This window comes from Flagellimonas allohymeniacidonis, assembly GCF_004296335.1.
GTDB lineage: Bacteria > Bacteroidota > Bacteroidia > Flavobacteriales > Flavobacteriaceae > Flagellimonas > Flagellimonas allohymeniacidonis.
This window is the reverse complement of sequence record NZ_SGIU01000001.1, coordinates 1542779-1562912: the sequence shown is the minus strand read 5'-3', so window position 1 is coordinate 1562912 and position 20134 is coordinate 1542779. Positions and strand designations below refer to the sequence as shown.

The 20134-nt window shown below is 44.2% G+C and carries 20 protein-coding genes and 1 other RNA gene; 12 read left to right on the top strand and 9 right to left on the bottom strand.

All coding sequences use genetic code 11. From position 1 onward, the window contains the following. Positions 1-398 precede the first annotated feature (398 nt). The 5 genes from EW142_RS07175 (at position 399) to EW142_RS07155 (ending at position 5992) form a co-directional block, all read left to right on the top strand. Positions 399-2999 carry a helix-turn-helix transcriptional regulator gene (locus tag EW142_RS07175; RefSeq protein ID WP_130611717.1) on the top strand — a complete coding sequence of 867 codons (2601 nt, stop codon included), beginning with the start codon at positions 399-401 and terminating at the stop codon, positions 2997-2999. Between the two features lie 346 nt (positions 3000-3345). After that, positions 3346-3897, top strand: coding sequence for an OsmC family protein (locus EW142_RS07170; protein WP_130611714.1), 552 nt, complete (start codon positions 3346-3348; stop codon positions 3895-3897). Between the two features lie 21 nt (positions 3898-3918). Next, entirely contained in the window at positions 3919-4617 is a 699-nt protein-coding gene (locus EW142_RS07165; protein ID WP_130611711.1) for a hypothetical protein, read from the top strand. Between the two features lie 366 nt (positions 4618-4983). Then, complete coding sequence (locus EW142_RS16695) at positions 4984-5403, top strand: hypothetical protein (protein WP_165395235.1); 420 nt, start codon at positions 4984-4986, stop codon at positions 5401-5403. A 52-nt stretch (positions 5404-5455) separates the two neighbouring features. Further along, a complete protein-coding gene (locus tag EW142_RS07155; RefSeq protein WP_165395234.1) occupies positions 5456-5992 on the top strand; it encodes a DinB family protein in 537 nt (178 codons plus the stop codon). A 46-nt stretch (positions 5993-6038) separates the two neighbouring features. Here the strand turns inward: EW142_RS07155 and EW142_RS07150 are convergent, their stop codons facing one another. The 6 genes from EW142_RS07150 to EW142_RS07125 all read right to left on the bottom strand — a co-directional run bounded on the left by EW142_RS07150 (position 6039) and on the right by EW142_RS07125 (position 11191). Next, entirely contained in the window at positions 6039-6548 is a 510-nt protein-coding gene (locus tag EW142_RS07150; RefSeq protein ID WP_130611702.1) for a phenolic acid decarboxylase, read from the bottom strand. Positions 6549-6586: 38 nt separating this feature from the next. Beyond that, the gene (locus EW142_RS07145) at positions 6587-8230 is read right to left on the bottom strand and encodes an HAL/PAL/TAL family ammonia-lyase (RefSeq protein ID WP_130611699.1); all 1644 of its coding nucleotides are present in this window, start codon (positions 8228-8230) and stop codon (positions 6587-6589) included. A gap of 82 nt (positions 8231-8312) precedes the next feature. Continuing rightward, positions 8313-8858, bottom strand: a complete 546-nt coding sequence (locus tag EW142_RS07140) for a carboxymuconolactone decarboxylase family protein (RefSeq protein WP_130611697.1) — start codon at positions 8856-8858, stop codon at positions 8313-8315. Next, positions 8843-9721, bottom strand: a complete 879-nt coding sequence (locus tag EW142_RS07135) for an alpha/beta hydrolase (RefSeq protein ID WP_130611694.1) — start codon at positions 9719-9721, stop codon at positions 8843-8845. The genes EW142_RS07140 and EW142_RS07135 overlap by 16 nt, the downstream gene beginning before the upstream one ends. A 217-nt stretch (positions 9722-9938) precedes the next feature. Beyond that, complete coding sequence (locus EW142_RS07130) at positions 9939-10607, bottom strand: hypothetical protein (protein WP_130611692.1); 669 nt, start codon at positions 10605-10607, stop codon at positions 9939-9941. A 20-nt stretch (positions 10608-10627) separates the two neighbouring features. Continuing rightward, positions 10628-11191, bottom strand: coding sequence for a Crp/Fnr family transcriptional regulator (locus EW142_RS07125; RefSeq protein ID WP_130611689.1), 564 nt, complete (start codon positions 11189-11191; stop codon positions 10628-10630). Positions 11192-11381: 190 nt separating this feature from the next. On the opposite strand from EW142_RS07125, the gene EW142_RS16690 reads away from it, so the two are divergent. Both EW142_RS16690 and EW142_RS07120 read left to right on the top strand, forming a co-directional pair. Further along, positions 11382-11534 carry a hypothetical protein gene (locus EW142_RS16690; protein ID WP_165395233.1) on the top strand — a complete coding sequence of 51 codons (153 nt, stop codon included), beginning with the start codon at positions 11382-11384 and terminating at the stop codon, positions 11532-11534. A gap of 51 nt (positions 11535-11585) precedes the next feature. Then, on the top strand, positions 11586-12428 hold the full coding sequence (locus EW142_RS07120; protein ID WP_130611686.1) for an alpha/beta hydrolase family protein: 843 nt from the start codon (positions 11586-11588) through the stop codon (positions 12426-12428). A gap of 329 nt (positions 12429-12757) precedes the next feature. On the opposite strand, the gene EW142_RS07115 is transcribed toward EW142_RS07120, so the two are convergent. Next, on the bottom strand, positions 12758-13168 hold the full coding sequence (locus tag EW142_RS07115; protein ID WP_130611683.1) for a GNAT family N-acetyltransferase: 411 nt from the start codon (positions 13166-13168) through the stop codon (positions 12758-12760). A gap of 408 nt (positions 13169-13576) precedes the next feature. Between EW142_RS07115 and EW142_RS07110 the strand changes: the two genes are divergently transcribed. Both EW142_RS07110 and EW142_RS07105 read left to right on the top strand, forming a co-directional pair. Continuing rightward, positions 13577-13798 (top strand): hypothetical protein, encoded by a 222-nt coding sequence (locus tag EW142_RS07110; RefSeq protein WP_130611680.1) that lies wholly within the window; start codon positions 13577-13579, stop codon positions 13796-13798. A 150-nt stretch (positions 13799-13948) separates the two neighbouring features. Further along, complete coding sequence (locus EW142_RS07105; RefSeq protein ID WP_130611677.1) at positions 13949-16366, top strand: outer membrane beta-barrel family protein; 2418 nt, start codon at positions 13949-13951, stop codon at positions 16364-16366. 166 nt (positions 16367-16532) lie between these two features. Here the strand turns inward: EW142_RS07105 and EW142_RS07100 are convergent, their stop codons facing one another. Together EW142_RS07100 and ssrA are read right to left on the bottom strand one after the other, a co-directional pair. Further along, positions 16533-16955, bottom strand: a complete 423-nt coding sequence (locus tag EW142_RS07100) for a hypothetical protein (protein ID WP_130611674.1) — start codon at positions 16953-16955, stop codon at positions 16533-16535. 399 nt (positions 16956-17354) lie between these two features. Then, positions 17355-17751, bottom strand: a transfer-messenger RNA (tmRNA) gene (ssrA, locus tag EW142_RS07095). Between the two features lie 429 nt (positions 17752-18180). Here ssrA and EW142_RS07090 point away from each other — a divergent pair. The 3 genes from EW142_RS07090 to EW142_RS07080 all read left to right on the top strand — a co-directional run bounded on the left by EW142_RS07090 (position 18181) and on the right by EW142_RS07080 (position 20132). Beyond that, complete coding sequence (locus EW142_RS07090) at positions 18181-19386, top strand: NAD(P)-dependent oxidoreductase (RefSeq protein WP_130611671.1); 1206 nt, start codon at positions 18181-18183, stop codon at positions 19384-19386. An 82-nt stretch (positions 19387-19468) separates the two neighbouring features. Next, a complete protein-coding gene (locus EW142_RS07085; RefSeq protein WP_130611668.1) occupies positions 19469-19744 on the top strand; it encodes a hypothetical protein in 276 nt (91 codons plus the stop codon). Between the two features lie 22 nt (positions 19745-19766). After that, entirely contained in the window at positions 19767-20132 is a 366-nt protein-coding gene (locus EW142_RS07080) for a DUF1801 domain-containing protein (RefSeq protein WP_130611665.1), read from the top strand. The last annotated feature ends 2 nt before the right edge of the window (positions 20133-20134 follow it).

The following is a 20134-nucleotide window of genomic DNA, read 5'->3' as shown; positions in this document are numbered from 1 at the left end:
TCGGGAAATGCGGGAAATGGTTTGTTTTAAAGGTGAGGCTGGGTAGACAAGTGATGTTGTTCCCCTGTCCGATATAATGGGCATAAATGGTTGTATTAATATGGTACGGGAAGGAAGTCCTTGGTGGGAAAAGCTATCTTGTTTTTAGAGAGTGTTCCGGTTCCTTGAGCCTTTTCAAGTACATTTTTTGGCTAACTTTATGAAGATGATAAGGATCCATGCCAGTTCAAGAATGAGATCATACGGAACAGGCAATGTGCATTTGACGGAAGAATAATGACGGATTAATTCCCAATGGGTTCGCTTGGATTGCGGGCCGAACAGGAAAAGGGTGACCAAGATACCAAGCTGGAGGCAACCTTAGGTCAGGGTCGGAAAACCGAATTTTATATTTTGAAATGAAACTTATTGAAAGGGAAGATGAAATGGCTACCTTACAAAGGTATGCCAATGAATGTCTTGATCGGCAAGGAAAGGTGGTGAGCATTTATGGTGAGGCCGGAATCGGCAAGACTTCACTTGTCAACGCCTTTCTTGACGAATGTCGCGATACCTTTAAAATTTGCCAGGGATACTGCGAATCCCTATTTACACCAAGGCCGTTTGGCCCGATTTATGACATGTCCTCCCATCTGCGACAGGACTTTCTTAAGATATTGGCCAATGGCAATAGGGCCATAATCTTTGAGAGCTTTAAACAAGAGATCTTAAGGTCAAAACGTCCCATAATCCTGGTTTTTGAAGATGTGCATTGGGCCGATGAAGCCACCTTGGACCTTATTAAATATTTGGGTAGGCGAATAGGACAATTCAGGTGTCTAATGTTGCTTACCCATCGGGATACCGAGCTTGATACCGTACATCCATTTTACAAAATATTGGGGGAGTTCCATCCAAGAACACTTTATCGGATTAGAATCGCCCCCCTGAGCAAAACAATGGTAGTTCGCCTGGCCAAAGAGCATGACCTTCCCGGTGAGCGCCTTTATGCACTTACCCAAGGGAATCCGCTTTTTGTGTCTGAATTGTTAAAGGACCAAAAATTGGAAGTCACCGAAAACCTAAAGGACTCCATCCTATCGAGCCTGAACAATTTAACCCCTGAGGAGAACAACCTGCTACGGTTGATCTCCTTTTTTCCACAAAGGGTAAGGATTGATCTTGTACATGAAATCGACCCCAAGGGCAATATTGATGTATTGATGGATGCCCTTCTCGGTAGGGAATTGCTCGCAATCGACGGATTCCATGTGGGATTCAATCATGAAATGGTACGACTGGCCATTTATGAATCCATATATCCCATGGAGAAGATACGCTTGCACAAAGAGATATTGCAGGTACTTTTAAAGGAGGCGCAGGACGAGATCAACTTTTCCAGTGTCCTGCACCATGCCATAAAATCAAGGAACCTGGATGTCATTCGAAAATATGCACCCCTGGGCGCCGAAGAGGCTTCAAAATGGGGAGCGCATATTCAGGCCTCCAGTCTCTATAAGATTGCCATAGAGAACAGTGTTCAAAACAGTTCCAAGGAGTACGCCGGTCTTTTGGAAGCGTATTCCCATGAGTGCTATCTTACCAATCAGTTGAACGAAGGGAAGGAGGCCATAGGGTCCGCCATTCGGATATGGAGTTCATTGGACAATGTCAGGGAGGGAAATGCCTATACCCTAAGTTCAAGGCTGTTTTGGTACAGTGGGGCTGGCGAGCAAGGGCTGGAGCAGGGGTTCAAGGCAATTGAGCTATTGGAAAAATATGCGCCGTCCACAGCGTATTTGGCCAATGCCTATGTACAGTATGGACATTTGTGGGCGCTTTCCTTTCGGTTGGAGGAAGCCTATGAATGGAACAGAAAGGCCTACAAGCTATCGCAAAAATTGGGGGAGAAGCAAATTCAGGCCTTTTCCTACTCCAGTTTGGGTCTATTGGACATCCACCATTCCATCGAGTCCTCTTCGAAGGGCTTCAAAATTTTGGGCGACTCTTTGAAAATGGCCCATGAGGTGCAAGACCAAGATCTAATAGGAAGAATCTATTCCAACCTATACTTCAATTACCTCATTAGCGGCAACCTGTCCATGGCAGAGGAGAGTTTTGGAGAAATCAAAAACTACTTTCGGGAAAACGATTTGGACTTCTTCTATAACTACCTGAAATCATTGGAGTCCATGTTCCACCAACTTATTGGGGATTGGGACAGGGCATTGGTAGTGGCAGAGGCTGCCCTGAATGTGTCGCATGATAGGTTTTATAGCACCATTGTGGCCATTCTCACAAAGTCGGTGATAAGCACCAGAATCGGGAGCCCGGATGCCATGGAGTTCCTTTTGGAAGGCAGCCGATTGGCAATGGAGACCAAAGAGTATCAGTTTGTGATCCCCATGGCCGGACTGATTCTCGAATACGAGTGGATCAATGGGGAGGCATTTCCCGATCGGTCGGTCATAAGCTATGCCCTTGATCTGACCCAGAACTGTAAAAGTATTTGGTTTGATAGCCTGTTGGGTTTTTGGTTAAAGAAAAGGGCATTGCCTCCTTTAAAGGGCAAGGCCCTTGTCGAACCGTTCAAAAGTGACTGCAAAGGGTCATGGAAAAAGGCCGCTAAGCAATGGGGCGCTTTGGGAATACCGTACTATAGGGCCATGTCCCTTTCAGAGGGTGGCATCGAAGAAGTCCGCGAAGCCTTTACCATCCTTGAAGACCTCGGTGCCCATGCGACCTCCGCGCGTATCAAAAAAGACCTTAGGGAAAGGGGAATGAAACATGTGCCCAGGGGAAAACGCTCCAGTACCCTTACCAACCCAGAACAACTGACCAATCGTCAATTGGAAATATTGGGGCTTTTGAAAGAGGGCCTGACCAATGCCGAGATTGCAGATCGACTTTTTATATCTCCGAAAACCGTGGACCATCACGTCTCCGCCATTTTGTTAAAACTTCATGCGGAAAATAGGGGGAAGGCCGTCTCGTTGGCCATGGAGAAAGGAATCCTGTAGGTATTTTCTATTTAAGGGGACCAGGCTACCCGGGCCTAGGCACGAAATCCTTTGTTGGTCGATTTTGTATTCGGTCGCAATGACGAAAGACTATCCGGGGTAGTGGGATGGTTGTTTCCTGCCATTTCCAAACCCAACCGAAAAAAGCGCTTTCCGGCCCATATACCTCGGGCGGCAGTATCCAAATGCTCCATCAATGGGACACAACCAAGCTTTACAAATTAGGTATTGGCACCTAAAATATGGGTAATCCCCCTGATTATACCCAAAGATGGCCGGAATAAATTTGTACCCATATTAATTGAAGTTCTTTTAGGGACGGTTACACGATTGAAGTTCAGTAAACATGATAGACCCAAGTTTAATCAATAGCATCGATCTCAGTGAAATTTCCCGGATAATAGAGACAATCACGGAGAATCCGAAAGCAGCGCAGTTACGCCTGGGGATAAAATCCCAATGGCGCAATTCTGGACATCATGCCTATATATGCAAGATATACCAATCCAGTTTTTATGAAGACTTCGAAATGGCCAAATTACTATATGTCAACACGCGAAGACCCAATATGAAGCTTGGTCGCAATGAATGGTCGCGACCGGTAAAATCTGTATTGGAAAACATGGCCATAAGTATTACCACTACCCTGTTGATACATGCGGCCTCTCGAGGAATTTCGCTCACCAAGGTTGGGGTGATCATCGAAGGGGAGCTTGACATGCGTGGCTTTTTGGGTCTGGATGATTCCATCAGGAGCGGATATCAAGATATTGCGGTGCAATTGGAAATTGATGGCGCACTGAACCAGGCACAGGCCAAAGAACTTAAGTATTTGGCGAGGAAATCCCCATTGTTCGATATGTTGAAATATGGGCTTGGGAATCGGATTCGAATATAGTTAACCTTTAAATAAATTGATATGAGAAGAGTGAAATTTAGATTTAAACATGATGTGCGCCTTTTCTATGCCGCAGCATCCTTGGCCCTATTGGTGTTGAGTTGTTCCGATGATGGGGGTGAAGACCCACTACCGGTAGAACCCCCTGTCTCAGAGGTGTTGGAAGAGGTTATTACGGTGCCCTTTTTTATAGAAAATGATATGGGGGCAATGCCCACATCTCCTGACGAGGTCATCTATGAAATCAGGGACAAGGAACCCATTCGCGATATGGACGGGAACCATATGACCTTTGGTGATTTTAGTACGGTTACCGGGAGAATTGAGGTTACCTGTGAGAACAATGGAGTATTTATCGATGTCACCCTAAGCGGTCTTGTTCCCAATGGTGTTTATACCTTATGGCATGTAACCTTTAATGACGGTGGTGCGGATCCTTCCCAGGATATGCTCAATATTAGAGGAATAGGGGCCGTTGGAAAGGGTGATGGATCAGATAACTTTTTCATTGCCTCCCCAACGGGACAGGCCCATATCACTGCTTTGAGCCCTACACCTGCAGATTTGTCCATGATAGGGGATATTAAGGATTGCCCCCTTACCAATGAGGAAGAATGGCATGTCGTGGGATCCTACCACATGGATGGGAAAACATGGGGAGAAGAGTTGGGTCCCGATGGGACGGTGGTTGAACAATTTGGTTTTGTATTTAAGAACTGATTGTTATTTGACATTGCGGTCTTTTTTTGATGCTGTGCCATAGCCGGAGATGCTGATGTTTGATCGCTCCCACAATGGTGCCCGCAAACATTGGACAACTTGAATATCTAGAGTTATAGATAAGGGAATTTGTGTTGTTTAAGAGTCCTTATGATTGGTAGGGCATTGATTGTGGTTGGTGTTTTTGGTTATGTTAAGGGGGTGGCTTTGATTTAAAACCGCCCCCTGTTTTTGATTAGATCCCCTCTTGGCGATCATCGATTGCAAAACGGGGCGTATGTAGATAGATGTATCCATTTTTCAAAAAAGAAAGGATAAAACGTGAATCAGGCCAATGGCCTCCCTTTAAATGAACAATAAAGAGTCATGAGATTATTTACAGTAACAGTATTGGCATTTTCCTTGGTAATGTCATGTGAAGAAGAGGAACTTTTTGATGGAATCTACCAAGAATGGACTTTGGTAAAAATGACGGGACAAATGCCTATGGACGAGAAAACGGGTGACGATATGGACTGGCAGGAGGAATATGTTTTGATGGCCGATGGCACTTTTGTCAAGACCAGGCTCCAGGACGGTGGACGTAGTCAATCCAATGGAGAATACGATGTCGTCATAGGCGATAATTTTAGGTACATGCAGTTTACCCATGAGTCCGATCATAAGATCATTGGCAATTGTTTTCCGAACCCGGTTGAATTGCTGCTGTTCACATCAGATCGTAAACTTATCGGGACCTGGGAAAGTTGTGACGGTCCGGGTTTGGAATATATGCTCGAGGAATAGGTCCTATTTCATCTGGACACCTTTTATCGAGGCAACAAAAATCAAATTGGTTATGGGAGCTTGGAATGCAAGAATAGATAAAATAACCCAAGAGTTCGAACAATACTTTGACAATTTGGGGTTGGACTATATGAACTGCCAGCCCAATATCCATACATGGAGTATAGCCCAGAACATAGAGCACTTGATTGTCACCAATGAATCCTATGCCCTGGTCATTAGGTCTGTCAGGCAAGGTACCTGTAAGTTACCTCCGTACGCCCGATTTGACTTTGCGGTTGACTTTTTTGGCCGTAGGGTGCTGAATGCCGTACAATCGGACAATAAGAGGAAACTAAGGACCTTTAAGGTCTGGCGACCGGGTTCTGGGGCATCCGAGAAGGGAATTTTGGACAGATTTATAAAGCATCAGTCCGATTTGAAAATCATGAGGGCCAATGCCATGGACCTGGTTCATGAAAAAGTGGTCATCCCCTCTCCAGGAAATCCTAAAATCGTTTATACATTGGGTATGGCATTTGAAATCATTTTGGCCCACGAGCGCAGACATTTGGAACAGGCCAAAAGGACCTTGGAAGCGATACGCTGACCATAAGGTTGATGCGCAAACCCGATAGTGGGATTGAACTATCTCCCTATAAAAGAACTTTTCCCTTGAGATTGAACGGGTAGTCTTTCGGTAAATCCCCAATCGGACAATCAATAACCGATTCATTGTTTTTGCCTGCATTTCGGAAGAAATAGAGCTTGGCGAAATTATCTTCCAGGGTCTTGTCATAGGTAGGGCCCTTGTCCCTATGGGAGCGCATGAGCGCCAAATGGTCGTTCTGAAAACAGACCGTTTTTTCCGGGTGGTCGATGATCCATTTGGGAAAGGCCACCGTACCATGGAGGATATAAACTTCAAGATTGATGGTAATACTTACAAAGGTCCCGGTGGGTTCATCCCAAGAGAACTTAAAGACATTATCGGCAATCCTGTTGATCAGGGCGTGTTGGTCCTTGACCCATCGCCCGGCCACGATTCCGCTATGGATCCTGTAGTCAATGGTTTTCTCATTTTTTATGTACATCTCATAGCACCATCCATTTGCGTATTGGTACAGGAAGTGACATCCCGTAAACTTAGATAGGTCATTGTTCATAATACTGTTTTTTCGGTGTTACTACTGTTAATTTGAAATTATAAATGGCCGTTGATACTTTCCGTGACCGGGCCATTTTCCTTAATGGCCGTAAAAAGATGTTCGATGTCCAGATCAAGGGACCTGTCGCTATCATCCCATAGGAATGGGCGTTCTTCGGAGGGCTGTGTTCCCAAAAGTTTTTTGATGGAGAGATAAAGTGCCCTGGTCGGTCCGGATAAGTACCTCGAAGCGTCATAGTGCCCAAATAGGCTTTTGGTGCGAAGGTCCACTGCCTGAATGCCAAAAAGTAATGCGGTGGACAGATACTGTTGCATCAGATAATTGGATTCACGGGTGAGATTGGCCGATCCAAAGCCTTGACTGTTGATGTTTTGATTGAACTGTTCGGCATGCGTTGGAAACCTGTCGGCAATGGAATTGCCATAAAAACCGATCAAGGGCATAATGGAATTGGAAGTGATTTGTAGGCCCTTCATGCCCATATTGATGGACTTGTTCCCGTTGCCCTTTAAGGAAGCTGAAAGCCCATTATTGAATTCTGGTGCTACCAAAAGGGAGATCTGTGCGTCCAGGTGTTTGCTGAGCAATGCATTGTAATAACGAAGTTGGTCCATGGCCACACCGATATGCTGCCCCAAGAAATTACCCCCGTGATAGCTTACCTGGTTTTCTGCGTCGATCAGTGGATTGTCCGTTGTGGAATTCAATTCCACCTCAATCTGTTTTTTAATGCTTTGTATTCCTTCTAAGATGGGAGAAAGGAATTGGGGAAGGCAACGCAGGGAATACCTATCCTGTATTGGTTCCGAACCCCGGTAGTCATGCGAGCCATCCAATTCATGGCGGATAAGGCCCGAATCTTTCAAGAGGCGAATCATCTCTGATGCCACCCATTTTTGGCCCAGGTGTGGTTTGCACTGATGGATAAATGGATGAAAGGATTGGTTGGTGGCATGGAGGCCCTGCGCAAATAGGGCATGGGCACCAAGGGTCAATTTTAATATGGCATCGGTATCATGAATGAGATTGGCGGCAATTCCGGTCATCACCGATGTGCCGTTCATCATGGCCAGCCCTTCCTTGGGCTCCAGTACCAAGGTTTCCAGGTTCAAAGTTTGCAGTGCTTCCGTTGCCGGTATTTTTTTTCCACGCATTTCCACTTGGAAGGAATCGCTCAACCCGGTTATGCAACCGGTAATATAGGCCAACGGTGTCAGGTCGCCACTTGCACCAATGGAACCCAGATCGGGAACTATGGGGATGACATCCTCGTTCAAGAAAATTTCCAGCCGCTTGATGAGCTCATAACGAATTCCAGAGGCGCCCCGCAAATGTGATTTTGCGCGAATGAGCATGGCAGCCCTTACGTCCTTTTTGGGCAATGGTTTTCCCGCCCCTACCTTATGGTACTGTACCAAATTGGCTTGGAGCGCATAAGCCTCCTCGGGAGTGATGACCACATCGGCCATTCCCCCAAAACCAGAGGTCACCCCGTAAATGGGCTTCCCTTTGTTTACGGCATCGGATATGTACCTGCGGGAGGCTTCGATTTTATCTTGGACGACGGCATCATCGGTCAATCGAACACTTCGATGAAATTTCGAAACCGATACGACATCGTCGATTTTTAATCTCTTGGTATCCAATGGCAGGCTATCGATTTTTTTTAATTCGAACATGATATTATTTATTTGGGATTTTGCCAAAGGCAGTCCTTTAGCATGGGATTATCTAATAGTTTCTGGGATGGAATATGATTGATTATGGCAAACTGCACAGCTGGTCAGAGCCTATGTTCAAAGGCTTGATCAATCGATTTAAAAAGTTTTCGGAAGAGGCGGTAAACGTTATTTCAATGATCTCCTCATCGGAGCAATGGGTTTTTAAAGTAGTATAGGTTTTGTCACTTACTGTAATATGCTGCGTCATTTCCGTTACATATTGGTAGATGGCCCGTTCTTTGTCAAAACTGAGCGATGTAGTGTCACCAAATGAATATTCTTTATTGGATGCTTGTGTGCGGTTGATTTTGTTTTTTTCATTTTTTGCGATCAGATCTTGACAGAATGCACAACCGTTCAAACTGGCGACCAATTTTTGGATGTCACTTCGTTGTTCTTCAGAAGTATGTTTGAACGAACGTTCAGTCGAATATATTTTTTTGACCAGGAAGGCTATTTTTGGATAGCGACTGTATATGACCTTTGCGGGCATCAATACTTTGCCATACTGTTTTCTTAGGATTCCATAAATTAGGGTCGCCCATAATCCAGGTGGTTTTTCTAGAGCTTTTATTCTTGGTTCCATTTGGATTTTTCGATTGAGGTGTCAATGAACTGCACTATGTGCTTAAAATATTCCTTATTGTGCGAGGATTTGGCTATTTCCGCATGACCTCCGGATTTGGCAACCCAAATCTCCACGGAGCCGGAGATGTGCTGTTGGTATTTCTTGGCCATTTTGACAGGGGTGTATTTATCATCTAGGGAATAAACCATCAGAAAGTCCTTGACATCCTTGATATCGCTGGATCTTTTGATGAAATTATATCCCTTTGCGCTTTTGGGCAGAATGAATTTTCCCGCGCTTAACAGGAGATACTGTAAGGGATAATGTCGCCAAAATTCATAAAGGGTGGTTGTGGTTGCCTCAATAATCGCGAAATCAAAAATATTTCGGTTCCTTGCCAAGGCTAGAATTCCGGATTGTCCGCCCAGGGAGATTCCATGATAACCAATGGGCAAACCGGGATAGATCTGTCGAATGAAAGCGCCAACGGCCAGAATATCTTCATGGAACGCAAAGCTTCCCATTGAACTCTGACCAAAACCGTTAAAATCGAATACAGTGACATGATAGCCGTTTTCAATAAGTATGTCCGTATGTCCCCTTTTGATGAAATATCCTTTGGCTTCCTTGCCCATGGGGTGGCCCAAAACCATGATGCCTTTGGGTCGGGGCACTGTTCTTGGCTTGGAATAAAAGATCTTTATCATGGCACCTGATGCACTGTGGACCAGTGCCTCGTTCCAAGCTTTCATTTTATCTTGGGACAAGGGGTTTTTCCATAGGACCATAAAGCGCCCAAAAAATATTCGCTTTAAAAACTGGAATATTTTGGTCGCATTGATCGAGTTGTTCCGCTTAATGTTATAAGTCAACATGGCCATCCTTCTATTTTATGGTTTCTTTGGGTGAAACCAATCCCTTGGTCAAGGCACATTGGGATTTTGATGATCCCTAATACTTGGTCCTTTGCCATCCCTCGATTTTTTGGATTTCGAATGCAACCTCCAAGAGAAAGGGTTTATTGGAAATCGAGAGACCATACAAATCACGTAATAATCATAGCGATTTTCCTTGATATATGTTAGGAAATTTTAGCATTCACCAAATAGGATCAAATTGATCGGGAAGGCACAAATGTATCAAGGTCGCTCCCCTATGGTATCCCATATTTCGTCCTGATGCACCTGAAAATGCTGAGGTACCTGAAAAAGTGAAAATTTCCAGAACGGTGAGTGTGCGATTGGTTTGCTTGGGCAATGTGGTTTTTAGTTGCCACTCATGGTCCTTTATTTTCGGCATGGCTTTTTCCAAATGCCAATTGGCCCTATCAAACGCAAAGTGAAGTGCTTCCCTATCCATTCTGGAACCTATGAACTCTGAATGCCTATAGGAAAGGTAATGGCCCATTCGGGTTCCAAAAAAGGCTGGTGTGGGTTTTTGTTTTTTTGCTTTTTTTAGAAGTAGGGGATAAGCATATTGTGTTGCAATTAAAATATGGGCAAGTATACCTTGAACTGTTCTTTTGGACCGTTTGGATTTTGTGGCCAACTGTTGCGCTGTCAAGGAATCGATTAACTGGTGAAACGCTTTAATGGTGCTGTTTAATGCATTCAGCGCTTTACGTTCTTTTTCATTCATAACACTTACCGTTCTTTGGTCAATTTGGGAATTTGAAGGTTTTGGAGCGGACCAATCTGCAAATTTTGAGAGTTCGGGCCGCCAAATTGAAGGCAAACTACACGAAATGTGCCAAAACAGGATTGACATATGTTGGATAATGCAAAGAGCTATTGGGATTTTATGTTTTTTCTTATCCGGCTGAGGCTTTCGGGATGGATTCCAAGATATTTTGCAATTTTATTGACGGGAATGTTTTTGATGATTTCAGGATTTTCCGCAACCATTTCCAGGTATCTCGTTTCTGCCGATTTGGACAATAGATCCTTTTCGCGACGAATACGCTTGATAAAGAGCTTTTCCGTTTCGATACGGGCCAATTGGTTAAGTTCAAGGGAATGGTCCAGTGCCTGTACCAATTCGTTCATGAAGAAGTATTCCACCTTACAGGCCTTTAGTGCCTTTATCCTGATATTGGAAGGTTCGCCTTGGAGAAATGAGGAATACGCAGAAAAAAAATTATCCTTGAAAAAGAAATCAATAATTTTTTCCTCGTCTTTGGAAAGTGTATTGAATTCGACCAAACCGTCAACGAGATAATACATTTTGGTCACCGGTTGCATGTAGTCCAATATGATATCCCCCTTTTTGAAGATCTCCTGATGAATGGTAAGGGGAAAGTCTTGCTTGGATTTTCCAGGATTGTATTTTTGGTAATAACCGATAATGGACATAGGCGCATCGAGATTACTTCTTTTACAAAGTTAACTACTGTAAAGGATTTTTTAAGCTGTTTTTCAAATTGCCTCAGTTCGGATTTGGTGAATTTACTCTTCGGAAAATTTCAAGGGTGGAATGCAGAGGGGCTGGGAGGGAATGACGCCCCAAAGGTAAAAACGGATTCCCAAGAAAAAGGTATTGAATATGGACATTTTTGGTTTGCTTGGATGCAATGGCCAAAAACTTCATGTAAAGACCTTGGCTAAAAACAGTATGAAGGATTGGATATCCGATGGTTTAGGAAATGGATGGGGGTATAATCCTATTGAATGGTGCTATGGGGATATTGGGCGGTAGGAAACTTCAGCAGATTATGGCTAGTTTTATTCAACTTAGGTGATTGATAGTATGACAAAGTTGGAGGTGACAACAAATCTGGGACATGTGATTGTGGCCACGGGCTATGGCCAACAAAACTGTAAGGATATTTTGGTGATTGTTCCTGCCACAGGGGTCAAACAGTCCTTTTATAGCGCCTTTGCAAGTTATATGGCAGAGAAGGGCATGTGGGTGCTCACCTTTGATTACTTGGGGATTGGGGAGTCGTTACGAAGTCCGATTGCCCAAGTAAGATGCAATGCCCAAGAGTGGGGAAGTGCGGATCTGGAAGGGGTCCTTTCTTTCGTAAGGGCTACAAATTCCGATGGAAGGCTGTGTATTCTAGGGCATAGCATTGGTGGACAGCTTATTGGTTTGGCCCCCACGGCCAGAAAGGCCAGTTGCATCGTCCTCATCGGAGCCCAATGCGGCTATTGGAAATTCTGGACGGGCCTTTCAAGAGCGAAAATGTTGTTTAATTGGTATCTGCTGTTGCCCACCTTGACCAGCCTATTCGGCTATTTCCCCAGTAAGCATATTTTGGGTATGGAGAATTTGCCCAAGCGGATGGCCCTCCAATGGAGGTATTGGTGCACCCTGCCAAATTATATTTTGGACGATGTTCCCCAAAGCCATTGTTTTTATAAGGAAATTGAGGCCGAGTTGTTGGTGTTCAGCATGGAACGGGATGCATTTGCCCCAATTGCCTCCGTAGCATGCTTGGCCGGATGGTTTGGATCCAAGAAGCGTAAACACGTTCATATACGTGATCAGGATTACCAAGTAGGGCATATTGGTCATTTCGGAATCTTCAAAGAAAGGAAAGGCGAAACTCTTTGGCCCATATTGGCCCGTCAAATTCAATTGAGCTGACCTATGGTCAAACCTCCAATGGGAGTACACATAGCTGTCCCGGTATTTGTAAGACGCAACATGTTGCAATGATCGATAGTGTTGAACTCCAAATTTTTCTGTTGCTTTAGTCAAGACAGTTACCCTCAGGCTCCCAACATTTGGACGGGAAAGTTGAATTATGAATGCAATCCATTGTGGAACGGCATGGAGCCTAAAAATGTCAAGGACATGGACTGGTGTTTGGTCAATGAAACAAAAACATCACATTGCTCAATGTTGCCATATGATAGACCACGCAGAGGGACGTATTCAACCAGGAATCGCCGATGAAGATGGAATTTCTCAAATCAGGTCTTTTGTTCAGCCCAGTTTCGGATATTCATGGTGAGACAATCATTGGCACGGAAGCCCAAATCTTGATAAAACTCCATTAAATGGGTTTCGGTATGAAGGATTATTTCTTCTACCGACTGTATTTGAGCAAGCAGTGCCAACACCAGTTTGCCTCCAATTCCTTTGCCCCTAAATTTCTCATGAACAATTATATCTTCAATCAATGCTCGATAAACCCCATCGGAAATTGCCCTTCCAAAGCCTACAAGCTGACTACCATGTCTAACGGTTACAAAATGCTCCATTTGATCTATGAGTCGCTGTATGTCCAACCTATTTCTGTTCTTCGCCCAACCGGTCTGTAGGAAAATGACCAATAATTCGTCCACTTCGGGCTTTTGTACCGTATTCAATTCCAATTCCATATTTCACTTTGAACATTTGATTTGAGTTGTTGAAATTAGCATTTAATCAGAATACTTTCCTGATTGGCTGGGTCCAATTTTCAACTGTGCAATGCCCAAAGCAAAAACAATGGTATGCAGGCACCCTATTTCATGGTTCGTTCTTAAGCCTTTTGGCCCAGGACCTATGCATAAAAATCAAAAAACCTAGGGACATAGCCTAAACTATCTTATGACCCCATGCTCCATTTTTGATCCCATCCTCCTTTGGACAAAATTCTATGACTGCCGTGCAAAATAGGTGGCATGGCATTAAATATGGGTGATACCCCTGATTTGGATGAGATCTGGGACAGATAAATTTGAATCGGGTTATGGTTATGGGAATTGCTCAAAAGTCCAACAATGTACTGTGTTCAAGCTCGCTGAATGATTGTGGCTTTGGCCGCTTTTCAGGGATTGTTGGAACAATCATGGAAAAGCGATGTAATTGCAGGCGCAACTTGGACATGGTTTTGGACCAGGGTGTCCAAAAGGTATGGCCAGCGAACGGCCGTTGTGACCAATCCAAGGAGGTCGGTCTTCGCAAAGAGCGAAGACGATAAACAGCTTTTTGGGTTCATCCCCACAAAATGGGTTCAAACATCTTGAAGAACATGAGGATAAAGAGGACTGCCGCGGCCGCATTCCACCACCAAAATCTGACAATTGACAGTGCCTGTGCATGGAGTTCCGATGCCTGGATTGTCCCATTGAAATAAGATTTCTAGACTGTATTAAGATAAAATCGTGCAAATCAATATGAAATATTTGATAATTATTGTACTACTTGTGATCGGAAGTAAAACCTATGCACAATTCGAGATATCAGGAATGTTGCAGGATGAAAGTGCAACTCCCATAAGCTTTGCCAATATTGTTCTTTTGAAGGAGTTGGACAGTGCCATGGTGTCGGGTACGACTTCTGATGAATTTGGGGCTTTCCGGGTAGGGGTGCCCAACAGCGGTAAGTTTTTGCTAAAGATCAGTTACTTGGGATTTCAGGAATATATTGGCCCTGTGATCGAGGTTCGGAACAAGGACGTTCGACTTCAGGAAAAGATTACCCTGTTAGCAGATAATATGGCGCTGGATGAAATCGTAATTACCGGCATGAAGACCTCAATGGAAAAATTGTCGGACAGGACCGTGGTCCATGTAGGGAATAATTCGATGAATGCGGGATCTTCCATGCTCAGGGTCATTGAAACCCTACCCGGGGTATTATTGGATCGCGCATCCGGAAAAATCTCCATGAACGGTAGAGGGGGTGTTGCCGTCTATATCGATGGAAAAAGGTCCGTTATGGATGGAGCGGCACTTGTCCAATTGCTCAACGGATTGACGACCACCGAAGTGAAGAGCATTGAATTGATTACCAATCCTCCGGCCCATTATGACGCCGAAGGCTCCGGTGGGGTCATCAATATCGTTTCCAAGGATAAGGGGGGGCACGAAGGGTACCGTGGGACGGTTGAAGCATCTCTGGGTTATGGCAGTAATACCAAGTATATAGGGGGATTCAACGGCGCTTACTCCAAAAATGGATTTACCCTTTATGCCTCCATAACCACAAATAACAATTACAGGGAGGAACCCTCCCGGATTTTTAAAAGCTATAACATAAACGATGTCAATAGGTCATCGCAACAGTACAGTGATCGCCAGGTCTATACCGGATTGCACAAAATTGATTTGGGGGCCAATATTGGCCTCTCCGAAAAGGCGTCCCTAGGCCTGCGAATGGATTTGGGGGCCAATGATTGGATTATGGATGCCAGAACCGAAAGCTTTGGGTTTTCCAATGACGATTTGATCCGATCGGAGGAAATAGCCACTTCGGAAAAAAATAATTGGAAGCATCTCTTGTTGTACTCTAATTTTAAATATCAGTTTAATGAAGAAACGACCCTTCGGGTCGATTATGACTTCCTGAACTACAAAAACAATAATGATGCTTTTTATGACTTACAGCTAAGACAGGGCCTAGATTTGGACTTCAGCGAGTTCTTGTCCTCGGCCCAAACCAAAGTTGATTTCCATGTGGCCAAGTTGGATATCAATGGAAAACTGTTCAATGACACAAAACTTGAAGCAGGGATAAAATCGAGTTGGTCAAGATTTGACAATACCTCGGAAGTGGTGAACCAGGTAACAGGCAATACTACTATAGTTCCTGATTCGAACAACTTTGGTATATTGAATGAACATTTTTTTTCGGCCTATGTGAACCTGAACTTCAAATTTGCCGATGGATTTGACCTTAATTTTGGTGAGCGCTATGCCTATGGAAATTCATCGCTTACCCTTCCCGGCAATGTCAAAAAGAAAATTCTGGGAGTAGGGGTGTTCTTTCCATCAGTGACCCTGAACTATACCCTCGACGAAAAGAATTCAATTGGTCTGCTCTATGGGGAACGTATTGAACGCCCTAACTTCTTTACATTGTTCCCCTCCTTCTTTTATTTTGATTCCAATACCATACTCATTGGAAATCCAGAGATAAAGCCTGTGCTGAGCAAGACGTTGACCCTGGAGTATAAATACAAAAAGGCCAGTGCGTCACTCTATTTTTCCAGCGAAACCAACCCCTACGTATGGGGGCAACCCTCATTTTCGGAAGATTTTGAGTTTACCACCCTGATTCCACAGCAAATGAAGGGAAGGAAAAACATGGGCCTCACCCTTTTTGTTCCAATAGATTTCTCCAATAATCTGAGATGGCAGACCTCGCTGACCGGAATTTGGCAGGAAGAGCGTCCAAAATACAAGGGACAGGTTTTGGTCAATAGGGGCACGTACGCACTCCTGAACAGTTCGGTTCAATATCGATTGAACGATAGGTTTCAGGCGGATGCCAGTTTTACCCTGAATTCGGAGCGGTATGCAGGGCTGGGCACCATACCGACCACCTGGAGCCTTAATCTTGGCGGTAAGTATTCTTTTAATGATCGGTTCAGCATTGCCCTTGCATTTAGGGATATTTTTGATACAAACGACCGCTCCTATTTTGCAACACGAAGTGTCTTTCCTGAAAACAATGCCGTATTGGACTGGCAGTACTTTTTTGAGGGCAGGGTGTTGTCCTTTAGCATGAATTACAGGCTCAACCGGTCCAAAAAGCGGGTAGATGCAATCCCCAAATCCGGCTCGGAAGAGGAAAAAAAGAGGGTCTATTAGTGTTGACCATTCAAGGAAACAAGCCATTTACCGCATTGACCGTGGTGCTCAATCCCATTACTTCCGGAACCCCCTGAATGGATGGCGACCATAACATCGAAGAGGTTTGGCTAGGTTAAAATGAGGTTTTGGTTACTTGGTGCCATCCCTGTATTGCCAATGGCATTCACTCTTTTGTCAGTTCGTACCTGTACGACCCGACATTATTTTTGGTAACTGAAATGATAAGTTCGTTCCCGTTTGCTAAAAGATCATATTCACCGTTTAAAATAAGGTTCCAGTCAAAATCTGCGGTCCATATGTTGGTGTCGCTGAAATCAATTTTTGAACTCCCCATTTCATAGGTTCCACTTCCCCCCGCAGGTAAACGGTCACCGTTGGCACTACTTTCATAGTTGCTGTCTCCGCTAAAGTTTACGGTAACGGGGTTGGAGAAAGTGTCTCCATTTGCATAGGCCACGGTGAAGGTGCCGGCATAGGTCCCATTGAGTTTTTCATCCACATTGCCATCGTCATTATCGTTGCTGCAAGACATCAAATTCAGGGATAGAACTGCAACAATGACCATTGTGTAGGTTTCTTTTCTCATAACTTTCTTTTTAAAACACATTGTTGTGTTTGGGCTTAAGCCCAAACTGACAGAAAATTACTACTTTAATTGATTGGGGAGGCCTATTTTGTGGAAAATTCGATATACGGTAAGGACACTTTGAGCATTAAAATTGACCCAACATGGTGTACGGCCTTTTGTGCCAAGACATGATGTGGGAATATATCCCATAAGGCAGCCTTTCAAGGAATGGTATTAGCTGTTGTTTCCGTTTACCAACGAATTTCCTTCATGTTTTTGTTTCCATTTGATTGATTTCATGTTATCTGTTTAGCTTCACTCCATGCTATTTTTTTTACTATTAAATAAAGGCAAATAAAATAAAAAAACCTGTAAATCAGTAATTTACAGGTTTAATGATTCGAAATGATGCCATTTCAGTGGAGCCGGGGAGAATCGAACTCCCGTCCAAACAAGCAATTGCAACGCTTTCTACATGCTTAGTCTTGGTTCAATTGTCGACGCACGACCGACCCAAAACCGCCTATCGTACGCTTAGCTTCTTTAGTTTGAGACCGCCATCGAAGCTCTGGCAATCCTGTGTTGACTTTTATGGTGCCCCTAAATGAATCGCCGTCAACAAGGGCTATTCAGGGACATCTCGCTTCGCTACCTAGTAGCGACGAGGCTAATCTTACTATAATTCAGATTAAGCGGCAAGAGCGTAATTAGATTCGCCATTTAAAAAGTGTGAATCATGAGATTTACGAGCTGTAACCCAGCGCTCGACATGCTTACATCACCATTGGTCTTGCTGTCAAAACCAGTCGGCCCCATAATGAGTTAGGTAAGCTTTACTTACCGTAAACGAATTATGCCCTGAGCGTAGTCGAAGGGCCTAAATCATCTCATTGTTTTGTCAAAGAACAGTTTCTGGGCGTTCCCCATTTTCGCTAGCCAACTTCGCCGAAATAGCATGGCAATGTAGGCTGAAAAGCTTCAATGGGTCGGGCTATCGGCTATACGTGGTATTGGCCTCTATCCCTAACGCTCCTTCTTCGCTGCTAAGCAGCTTCGAAGAATTAAGTTCACCTTCGCTAAGGCTACGGTGAATTTAGGTTTGCCCTCCGAAGCCCGGATTTCAATTCCCAATTTAGGGTTTGCCCTCAGAAGCCCTTCGGGCGAAGGAGGGCAAAGTTATGTAAAAGTTTGTTTACCCTGCCCAAACCCCTTATTTTCGGGCAACAATTATACCAAATCCCAAATGAAGTTCGGAATTATTCGTGAACGCAAAAACCCGCCTGATCGCAGGGTCGTTCTTTCCCCAGCCATATGTCAAAATGTCCTAAAAAGCTTCAGCGGAGCAGAAATTTCGGTGGAAGCCTCGCCCATTCGGGTTTTTACCGATGTCGAGTACGAAGAGACCGGAATTCCCGTTTCCGAATCTATGGAAGACTGCAATGTGCTACTCGGGGTGAAGGAAGTCCCAATCGATGCCCTTATTCCCAACAAAAAATACTTTTTCTTTTCCCATACCATTAAAAAACAGCCCTATAATCGTGATTTGCTAAGGGCGATTTTGGAGAAAAACATAGAATTGTATGACCATGAGGTCATTACCAACAGCAATGGCGTTCGTTTGGTAGCTTTTGGCCGTTATGCCGGCATTGTAGGAGCGTACAATGGCATGCGCACCTACGGACATAAATCGGGTCTTTTCCAATTGCCTAAGGCCGAAGAGCTGACCGACCAACAAGCTTTGATAGCCGAATTACGCAAGGTACAATTACCCAATATCAAAATCTTATTGACCGGTAGGGGCAGGGTAGGCAACGGAGCCCGTGAAATGTTGGATGCCATGGACATCAAAAAAGTTACGGTCGCCGATTATTTGAGTTCCAACTTCGATGAGCCTGTATATTGCCAAATTGATGCTTCCGAATACAACAAACGAAAAGACGGTGTCCGCGGAAATAAAGCCGATTTCTTTGCCAATCCCGAGGAATACAAATCCAATTTTTATCGCTTTGCCCAAGTGACCGACTTCTATATCGCCGGTCATTTTTATGGCGACGGAGCGCCTTACTTGTACACCCGTGAAGATGCCAAAAAGGAAGATTTCAAAATTAAAGTGGTGGCCGACATCAGCTGCGATATCGATGGCCCTGTGGCCTCCACCATTCGTCCATCGACCATTGAAGACCCTATTTATGGGTATGACCCCCTTGCAGAAGTGGAAACCGATTTTCTAAATCCTGATGCTATTGCCGTGATGGCCGTGGACAATTTGCCTGCCGAGTTACCGCGCGATGCCAGTAACGGTTTTGGCGAAGCCTTTTCCAAATATGTGATTCCCGCTTTCTTTAACGGGGACTCCGACGGCATACTGGAACGGGCTAGAATGACCCAAAACGGGAAGCTCACCAAGCGCTTCGCGTATCTTCAAGATTATGTGGATGGTAGAGAATAATGGCCGTTGACCGAGGGCTCGTACTTTTTCCGAAGGCATACATTATTTTTTGTTATCTTACCTCTCCCTTAGAGTTAAAGTAGTGAAATTCAACTGGATAATATCCGGAGCAAATAACGCCGAAACCAAAAAAGCCTGTATCGACCTTGAGTACCGGCTTAGACCAAAAATCACCCGTTTTTTGATGGATAGGTTGGATACGGATGACTTTAGCAACTTCAGCTGTTTTTATTTCGATGTGGATATCAAAAACCAATGGGTTTGGATATCTGAAAAAACACCAAAAGACTATATCGAAAGCATAAAAGAGGAATTTGATAGGGAAATCAATGGATCGTCTTTCTTTTCAGTGGCATAATGGAAATGCATCTTTCTGATTTATGAACCCAGCCGAAGAATATATCCTATCCCAACCCGAACCCAAACGAAGCATTTTGTTGCACTTAAGGGCAGTTGTAGAAGCGGTCATTCCTGAAGCAACTATGAAGTACAAATGGGGCATACCCTGCTTTTATGTAGAAAAATACCCGATTTGCTATTTCAATGCCCCTTCCAAAAAGGATTATGTGGACATCGCTTTCTGGACATCAGCCCATCTCACCAAATACATCGAACTCATGGTCACCGAAAAGCGTAAGGTGGTCAAATCCCTTCGGTATACCACCTTGGAGGAAATTGACGATACCATTTTAACCGAGGTTTTGGAAGAAGTCAATGCACATAAAGAAAAGGGATTTTATAAATAACG